The following is a 9,733-nucleotide window of genomic DNA, read 5'->3' on the forward strand; positions in this document are numbered from 1 at the left end:
ACTGGGGACTGGGGACTGGTGACTGGGGACTGGTGACTGGTGACTGGTGACTGGGTAATCAATTTTATGTTTTCTAATCAACTATTCCCAATTCCCAATTCCCTAATTAATAACTTTTACGTACTATTGACCCGCCAACAAACGCCCCTAATATTGTACCTGTCCATATTCCAGCTATACTACCCTGCCAAATTGCTCCAGGTGTGACTACGACATTACAAACTTGCTGGAAACCCCAGCCTTGAGTTTGACATTTTTGGTTATGCAACATGGAAGTAATTTGTGCAGCCATTAAACCACCAAAAAAGCCAGATGATAGGGCTACAAAAGTACAAATTAGAATGCGTTTTTTGATCATGGTGATTGGTGATTGGTGATAGGTGATTGGTGATATGGGGGGATTGGGAGAAATAACAATATCTTCTCTTACACTCTTTCTTTCTGTCACCTGTCACCTGTCACCTGTCACCTTCTTCAACCAGTATTTCTCATTCCTGCGGCAATACCGTTAATAGTTAACAATGCTCCTCGCAGTAACTCCCCTTTGCTGTAACGAGAGTGAATAACCCCTGGTGTGGTGCTGTTTTTGTACTGTCTTAGCCGCTTGAGTAGAGAAACTTGGATAAATCCTAACGGTACAATTGTTCCATTCCGTAACTGTACTGAACGCTGCAAAATCGGATCACCGTCTAAAAGTCGTTGATGTCCTGTAATTTTTAAGACTAACTCCCTGGTGAGATAGAATTCACTAGCAATTTGCTCAAATACTTTCTCAAAACGGGGTTTATCTTCTGGGTTCGACAATTCTTGTACGTAATGACGCGCCATTTCTATGTCTACTTTTGCCAATGTCATTTCTGCTTTAGAAATTACCATTTTGAAGAAAGGCCATTTGACATAAAAGTAACGCATTAATTTTAAGTGTTCTTCCGGTTGCTCGTTCAAGAACTGTTGTAAGGCTGTACCCACACCATACCAGGAAGGTAACAAAAATCGGGTTTGTGTCCAACTAAAGACCCAAGGGATAGCGCGTAAACTGCTTAAATCTTTTTTACCAGATGGTCGTCGCGCTGGACGAGAGCTAATTTGCAGTTGGCTAATTTCTTCGATGGGGGTAACTTGATGGAAGAAGTCGATAAAATCGGGTTGTTCGTAAATGAGAGCGCGATAATGTTGACGCGACGCATGAGCTAATTCTTCCATAATCTCATTCCAAGGCTCAATATCATCAAACCCGGTTTTCAACAAACTAGCTTGCACCACTGCACTGGTAATAGTTTCAATGTGATACAGAGCTAGATCCAACAAAGAATATTTAGAAGCTAAAACTTCTCCCTGTTCAGTGATCTTGATCCGTCCATTAATACTATGTCCTGGTTGGGCTAAAATCGCCTCATAAGCTGGTCCACCACCACGACCTACAGATCCCCCTCGTCCGTGGAAAATTCGCAGGTTTAAACCGTATTCTTCCGCAATTACTTGCAGGGATTTTTGGGCTTTATGAATTTCCCAGTTACTACTTAAAAAGCCTGAATCTTTGTTACTGTCAGAATACCCTAACATCACTTCTTGCAAGTTGGGGTTGAGGGTGGTATGGGAAGAGGTATTTTCTGGGTTGGTTACTTCATAACCTCCAGCTAAAAAGGCACGATACAATGGTAGTTCAAACAGTTGTCGCATCACGCTTCTAGAGCGTTGTAAGTCTTCTACAGTTTCAAAGAGTGGTACAACACGAATAGTTCCTACAGCGATCGCTGGATCAAATAACCGTGCTTCTTTGGCTAACAGCAGCACTTCCAAAACATCGCTGACTTCCCGGCACATACTGATAATATAAGTTTGGCAGATGTTAATGCCAAATTCCTGTTGCAGCGATCGCACCACCCGGAAAGTTTCAATTACATCATTAGTTTTTTCCGAAAATGGTAATTCTGCGGGAATTAATGGCCGTCTGGTTTGCAATTCTCCTGTTAACCAAGCTACCCTTTGTTCTTCTGTGAGTTCGTTATAAGATTGGGGTAAAACCTGCAAGTATTCCAGAATCTCATTAATCGTATCAGAATGACGAGATGATTCTTGACGAATATCTAACTGGGTAAGATTAAAGTCGAAAATTTCTACCTGACAGATCAGATGATCTAATTCTCCACAACTTAAACCTGTTTCCGTCAAATTGCGTTGAATTAATCGCAGTTCCGCTAAAAATTCCGCCCCAGAACGATACATGGGAGAATCTTCATTGCTTGGTGTTTCCCGATTATATAAAGCCAGATTGCGATCGCGGGTATTTTCCAACCTTCTTAAAACATAGGCCAGTTTTAAGCGATAAGGTTCTTGACGATAACGCAAAGCTAACGCATCGTATACATCACTCAAAATAGATTGATCTAATTCTAACGACTCCAACAAATCTGGAAGTACATCACTCCAGTGCATAGACACACTTAATAATTCAATCAGATGCTTCACCGATTGAATGTATCTCTCTAAAACCATTTTCCGCTGATAACAAGCGGTTTTCCAAGTTACTTCCGGTGTTACTGATGGATTTCCGTCTCTATCTGAACCTACCCAAGAACCAAAAGAGCAGAAATTTTTACTGGGTGGTTCCAACCAAGGAAATGTTTGTTTTAGAGAGTATGTGAGGCGTTTGTAAAGTTGGGGAATACCATCAAATAACACTTCTTGGAAGTAGTGTAAAGCATAATCTACTTCATCTAATACAGTGGGTTTAAACTGATGTAATTCATCAGTACGCCACCATAGACGAATTTCTTCTAATAATCGCTCTTTCACCTCTGCTGCTTCCCAAGGATAGCCACCAGAACGAGTTTCCGCGCTATCTAACTGTTGTAAGAGACTTACTACTTGTCGCTGCTTATCGCGGATCGTGTGGCGGACTATTTCCGTGGGATGGGCGGTGAAAACCAACCGGATATCTAGTTGAGAAATTAAACGCTGAATTTGCTGGGGTGGTACATTCAGTTTGAATAATAGAGGAAATAAAGCTGCAAATGTACCTTTTTGTGTAGCTGGTGTTGTATCAGTCCAACTATGAAATATGGGATTTCCTCCCCATGACTTAGTAACAGGTACGTCGTCTTCTCGTTGGTTAGTCGAATAAACAATATTGGGAATATTTTCCTGATCTATGCTGTCTGACTCAGAATAGCGGCTTAACTGTTGCTTTTGTTCATATTCCTGCTCAATGATATTAATCAATTGAAAATAAAGAGCAAAAGCACGAGCAGCACGAATGGCCTCGTTAATATTTAGCTGTTCAATCAGTTCCACAGCTGACGAGGCTTGATCATTGGTAGCTTGTCCTTCCGGTGAACACAAATCACGCAACTGCCGTAATAGATCCACCATTTTTTGGCCGCATTCTTGCCGCAATACCGACTCCCACAATTCTTCTACTATCTGTAGACGATGACGTAAAAATAATTCAGACATAGGGTAGATATTCGCTGATGGCGAGGAGGAGTATAAAATAGAACCCATATTCTTTGCTCTAGTAAAGCCAATTAATGCCTACAATTTTAGTTTTTTGCTTTTTGCTGTACCAGGGAACTGGTGATTGGTGATTGGTGATTGGTGATTGGTGATTGGTGATTGGTGATTGGTGATTGGTGATTGGGAAAAATATAATAATTACCCATTACCCATTACCCATTACCTATTACCAAAGAAATACCACAATCAGAAAATGAATAAATTGAGTGATGAGGATTACCCAGAGCCAATAAATGGTTATATATAGTAGTTGTTAGCTGTTGTTAGATGTTGTTAGCTTTGGTTTAGTTACTACTGATCTGGGAAGTTGAGAATAGGTAGACGATCGCCTCTAAATACCTCTTCACTAGCTTCTCCTATAGCTTTGAGTGCTTCACCAGTTGCTTTATCTGCTACAAGTAGCAGTAGCATAGATGCTGTAGCTATTTGTAAGAGACCAGATTGGGGAATACTAAAAAAGAGCCAATTTAATCCGGGGGTTGGTGATGGGTGTTGGGTTACAGATGACATTGCTAATTCTTGATGATGGCCAGATGAGTAAAATAGACGCAAAACTCAATCTTGAGAGGACGTGCAACCTTGTAAGACTATCTTTGCCGATTTTGCAAGCTCCAATGGTAACAAAATTGTTAAAAAGAAACTGCAAAATGTGATAAATCTATGGTTCTAGTTTACAAGTACAGGCAAAATCCCCCAATCCTCGCTTCCTGTTAAAGTTAACTTCATAATGAAAACATTATTACTAGATCGCCAGCAAACCTTAGTGCAGTGGGTAAGCCAAGCAACAGGAATTAACACTTTCAGGGTGAAAGTTCGGTTGCTAGGAAATGACCTGCATATCCTTTGTGAAGGTACAGACTGTCCAAAACGTTGGCACACACTCTATGACTTGTTGCAAGCACTTGGAAAAACAGATTTAGATAGTCTCACAAATGAGGAACAATCCTCAATATACCAAGTATTGGTCTATGGTCGAAAGAAAGGAGAACATCGTCCTCAATGGTGTCATAGAGTCTATTTAAATCAATTAGATCGACATCTAGAGCAAGCAGAACAAGCACTTTTATTAGAAACCAAAAAATCTAGACTACCTGGTGGGGCGCTGATCGTCTCTAATGAAAGTTTGGCACGACAAGGCAACCCCGATGCGATCGCTCGTTATCTGAGTGAAAACCTAAGTAAGTTGGGTGTAGCAGTACAGGTTAAAAGCAAGCCCTACGAGTCTAAAGCCAACTCTCAAAAAACAGGTAATCGTCTCTGGATATTTTGCCAATCAACTTATAGTCCTGATGCCACATTATTAGCTGAACCAGTAGCCCAAAAATTACGACATCTCAAGCTGGCAGGTTATGAAGATGCTGTGATTGTCTCCCAAGTTCGGGGTGAAAGTGAGCCAGATTGGCGGTTAAGGGTGGATTTAACTCCACCGGAAACCATGCTCAAAGAATGGGCGCGTTGGGGGGATATACAAGCGATCACTCGTTTGTTAACTGAAGTTTTATCAGATTTCCAAGTTACCGTTCAAGCTTCTTTAAAAGAATTTACCTTACATATCTTTTGTACTCCAGCAGTTGACCCTTTAAAAAATGCTCTTGCACCAGAAAAGGAAGTTTGTTTACCTTTAATTATCTCTCAGTTAGAAAAAATCGCCCCCCAAGGCATTCTGGCCGCTGCTGTCTACGGACAAAAAACAGAAGATAAACAACCTGCTTGGGTAGACTGGTTATCTTTACCCGCTGCACAACATCCGGCTTTAGCAACATCCAGCTTAGAATTAGGTGCTGCCGGGGATGAACCAGCGATCATTTTCCTACTGGAGCGTCTGTTAAATCAGGATATGGATTGGCGGTTAAAAACAGGCGGCATTCGCGTTTTATTACTGCGTAAGGGTGATTTACTACACATTATTTGTGATGCGCCCAATTGTCCCAAACGCCAGCAAGTAGCCAGCAAAGTCACCCAATTTATTCGTCAACTCAGTATTGTCGGTGTTACTGGTGTGAGAATTTATGGTCGCCGAGCCGGTGATACTGAACCTGTTTGGCATCATGGAGTTGATTTTGGACATCGCCACAGATTAGTACCAGAAGCTACACCCGAATTTGCAGCTACGGTAGAATATGTCAGTGATTTACTGCCTAAGGAAACCAAAGAGCCAATTTTGCGTCCTGATTTAACAACTCAGGAAGTTCAAAACTTGGTAACTGAAGTAACACAAGATTGGCTGAAAACCGCTCATCAACAAGTCAGAAACTTACTTTTAGCAAGCCAACTGTTTACAGCAACTAACCAATCAACTGAGCAAAATCCCGATGAACAAGGACTCTGGGGAAGTTTCATCTGGGTAGCTTTGGGATTAATACTCGTACTCCAAAGTGATTGGATGTTAGGTGACGTTACTACTAAGATTGGACAAAATACACCCAAAGTTACTGGTGTTTTAACATCTCCATCCTCACAGTCTCAGGTCTCTTTAACATCAGAAAAAAATCAAAGTCAAAGAACAACATTTTTTACCAGCAATAACAACACAACATATTCTCAGTTTGGTAATTCTGCTTTTAATGCTTCTGCATTTACCCCAGCTGATGATACTCCATCAACAAATCTACCTGCCGCACCATTAAAACAAAAAGCCAATGCTACTGCTATTCTCTTGGCTGCAAGATCAAATTTACCCAGTTTTAATGCTAGGCAATTAGATGAACAATTCGCACTTTATAAACAGCGTCTAGCAACAGATGGAAAGCCACCAGATGTCCTAATTATCGGTTCTTCTCGTGCTTTGAGAGGAGTTGATCCTGTTGCCCTTTCTAAAGCCTTGTCCACTCAGGGTTATCCCAAAGTTGACGTATTTAATTTTGGTATTAATGGTGCTACAGCCCAAGTTGTAGAATTTATCATTCGTCGAGTTTTACAACCCTCGGAATTACCAAAAATGATTATTTGGGCAGATGGTTCTAGAGCTTTCAATAGTGATCGCAAAGATATCACTTTTAATGCTATTGCTGCTTCCAAAGGCTATGAAGAGGTATTAAAAAGAGCTACACAGCCTGTTAACAATAATTCATCCAGCCAACAAGCAAATGCAGTGAAAGATGAGCTAACTAAAGATACAACAGTAAATGTTAATACTTATCAAGTGACTAATGATTTTTTAAATCAAGCTTTAGTTGGTATATCTGCCAGCTATGAAAATCGGGGACAAATCAAGGCTTTATTGCAAAAACAACTTAACTATTTACCAGTTATTAATAACTCTCAGCAAGTCAACTCAAAAACCGAATTGACCAGCGATACACAAGAGCAAAATTCCCAAGCAGCCGTTGATTTTGATGGCTTCTGGCCCTTATCTATTCGTTTTAATCCTGCTACATATTATCAAAACCATCCCAGAGTAGCTGGAGCTTACGACAATGACTATAAAGATTTTCAACTAGCAGGTAATCAAGACACAGCTTTAAAATCAATGATAGAGTTTACCAAAAATAAAAAAATATCATTAGTGTTTGTCAATATGCCATTAACAGGAGATTATTTAGACCCAGTGCGGTTAAAATATGAACAAGAATTTCAAAAATATATGTTAGATGCTTCCACTACTAATAGCAATTTTATCTACCGCGATTTAAGCCAAATCTGGCTCAAAGCACATGACTACTTTTCTGACCCCAGTCACCTCAACCGCTACGGAGCTTATGAATTATCTAAAAGGTTGGCTATTGATCCGATGATACCCTGGAGTTTTAAATAAATGGTGATTGGGGATTGGTGATTGGGGATTGGGGATTGGGGATTGGGGATTGGTGATTGGTGATTGGTGATTGGTGATTGGGGACTAATAACTAATAACTAATGACTAATAACTAATAACTAATAACTAATGACTAATAACTAATAACTAATAACTAATAACTAATAACTAATGACTAATGACTAATAACTAATAACTAATAACTAATAACCAAAGAATGAAATTTATATCACCTTTTTACGCGCTGTTTTTGCTGAGTATTCTTGGTATTTACTGGACTGTAAGCGAACAAAAATTAAGATTATGGACAATACTGATAGCTAGTATTGTATTCTACTCATCTTGGAACATTCAATACTTACCATTACTATTGGTACTTACTTTTATTAACTTTCGTATAGGCTTGGAAATCGGGGAAAATACCTCACCAGGTAAACATTCCCAAGATTGGCAACTTTCTAATGAAGAGTGGCAAATTGCTCAATCTGACTGGAATCTTAACCGTCTCAAAATTTTGTGGTTTGGGATTATTTTCAATGTAGGATTGTTATTAGTTTTTAAATATCTACCTATCATATTTAAATGGATATTTGAGATAAATATAAATTCTCCAGATGCCCCATTTAAATTAGTTACACCCTTGGGAATTTCCTTTTTTACATTTGAGTGTATTGCTTATTTAATAGATGTTTATCGTGGAGCGCCGGCTACTGAACAATTTGTGAAATTTGCTGCCTATAAATTATTTTTTGCTAAATTAATTTCTGGACCAATTACCCGTTACCATAACTTAGCAGTTCAACTCAATACTCTAAAATTGCCTAATGTTGATAAATTATCAGAAGCTTTATGGTTAATTGCTAGAGGTGCGGTTAAAAAAGGCATTCTCGCTGATAATCTAGGAATTTTTGTAGATTTATGTTTTGGTAATTTACCAAGAGCAGGTAGCACAGATTTGTGGTTAGCTACTGTGGCTTATGGTTTACAATTATATTTAGATTTTAACGGTTATGTAGATATTGCCCGTGGTACTGCTTTACTTTTTGGTTTAGTTTTACCAGAAAATTTTGATTTTCCTTACTTCAGTACCAGCATTGCCGATTTTTGGCGACGTTGGCATATAACTTTAGGTGATTGGTTACGTAATTATCTTTACTTTCCTTTGGGTGGTTCTCGTCAGGGGTTGATGCGTACCTGCTTAAATTTATTCATTGTGATGATAGTAGCGGGTATTTGGCATGGTTCTGCCTGGGGTTTTGTAGTGTGGGGTGCGTTGCATGGTTTGGCCTTAGCTGTTCATCGTCTCACAGATGCTATGAGCGATCGCTCAAAAATTCTTTACCTATTTTGGCACAACCCTGTCGGTATAATTTTCGCTTGGTTGTTAACCCAGTTCATGATTTTCACCTCTTGGATCTGGTTTCGTCTCCCCAATATTCAAGATTCTGCTTTAGTTATACAACACCTTTGGGGTCATAGTGCGGATTCACAGTTTATTGAAAAAGTCTATGTCGAAGCCTTAAACAGCACTCCTCACCAACTAACATGGTCATTGGTGTTGATCGTTGTTGTCATGAGTATAGCTTATGGCTTTAAACGAGGCATGAAATTAGAGTTGAGTTGGCCGATAAAACTGGTTTTTGTACCTTTATGTTTCTATGCAGTTTGGTTACTAGCTCCTGAAGGCAGTTTACCTTATATCTACTTTGATTTTTAGGGACTTCCAAATAAAAAAAATATCCAATCCAATTAATTATAAGAAAATCGAGTGAGCCAAAACCACGCCCGATAAAGTATCTCCACCAAGTTCCGATACTTTATCGGACTTTAGGCTGTGGATGTACGCGAACGGACTGCCCCAGACCTCTCCAAAATAGAATGTATTAATTTGTCATAAGTTGTAGGGGCGAAGCTTATGGGCGATAATTTAAGGTAAAAATCAGACATCTAGATATCCCAAATGCTTCGACCTGCCCCCATAAAGCCCCCATAAATAGGTTCCATAATTTCTTTTCTGGAGATGTCTAATGGTTAATCTGTTTCGTTGTTGGGTTGCCAATGATTGTAGTAGCTACTTTAGTAAATCGCTTTGATCCTAATTTCTAAACAAATCTAAAGTTTTGTAAACTTAATAATAAGTAAAAGTTATTACTTTTATAAATTTTAATAAAATAATCAATGTTACAAAACTCGTAAACTTATGCTAACTTTATAAGAACAGGAAATAAATTACCTGTGTTTTTAACAAAAACATCGCACTCATAAAATGACCACAACCATTCAACAGCGCCAAAGCGCCAACGTATGGGATCGTTTCTGTGAATTTATCACCAGCACCAACAACCGCCTTTACATCGGCTGGTTCGGTGTATTAATGATCCCCACCCTGTTAGCAGCAACCACTTGCTTCATCATCGCATTTATCGCTGCTCCTCCCGTTGACATCGACGGCATCCGTGAACC

5 protein-coding genes and 1 pseudogene are annotated in these 9,733 nt (G+C 39.4%); 3 read left to right on the plus strand and 3 right to left on the minus strand.

What is annotated here, in order from left to right; translation table 11 throughout:
* Window positions 1–106: 106 nt before the first annotated feature.
* The 3 genes from PN497_RS21685 to PN497_RS21695 all read right to left on the minus strand — a co-directional run bounded on the left by PN497_RS21685 (window position 107) and on the right by PN497_RS21695 (window position 4,026).
* Window positions 107–358, minus strand: coding sequence for a hypothetical protein (locus PN497_RS21685; RefSeq protein WP_096572847.1), 252 nt, complete (start codon window positions 356–358; stop codon window positions 107–109).
* A 116-nt stretch (window positions 359–474) separates the two neighbouring features.
* Window positions 475–3,504 (minus strand): phosphoenolpyruvate carboxylase, encoded by a 3,030-nt coding sequence (ppc, locus tag PN497_RS21690; protein WP_096571919.1) that lies wholly within the window; start codon window positions 3,502–3,504, stop codon window positions 475–477.
* Window positions 3,505–3,807: 303 nt separating this feature from the next.
* Window positions 3,808–4,026: a hypothetical protein gene (locus PN497_RS21695; RefSeq protein ID WP_096571918.1), complete on the minus strand. Its 219-nt coding sequence runs from the start codon at window positions 4,024–4,026 to the stop codon at window positions 3,808–3,810.
* Window positions 4,027–4,243: 217 nt separating this feature from the next.
* On the opposite strand from PN497_RS21695, the gene PN497_RS21700 reads away from it, so the two are divergent.
* The 3 genes and pseudogenes from PN497_RS21700 to PN497_RS21710 all read left to right on the plus strand — a co-directional run.
* Window positions 4,244–7,270, plus strand: coding sequence for a DUF1574 domain-containing protein (locus tag PN497_RS21700; protein WP_096571917.1), 3,027 nt, complete (start codon window positions 4,244–4,246; stop codon window positions 7,268–7,270).
* A 217-nt stretch (window positions 7,271–7,487) separates the two neighbouring features.
* Window positions 7,488–8,987 (plus strand): MBOAT family O-acyltransferase, encoded by a 1,500-nt coding sequence (locus PN497_RS21705; protein WP_096571916.1) that lies wholly within the window; start codon window positions 7,488–7,490, stop codon window positions 8,985–8,987.
* Between the two features lie 549 nt (window positions 8,988–9,536).
* Window positions 9,537–9,733: pseudogene (locus PN497_RS21710) on the plus strand (photosystem II q(b) protein); the annotation flags it as partial.

This window comes from Sphaerospermopsis kisseleviana CS-549, from assembly GCF_028329225.1.
GTDB lineage: Bacteria > Cyanobacteriota > Cyanobacteriia > Cyanobacteriales > Nostocaceae > Sphaerospermopsis > Sphaerospermopsis kisseleviana.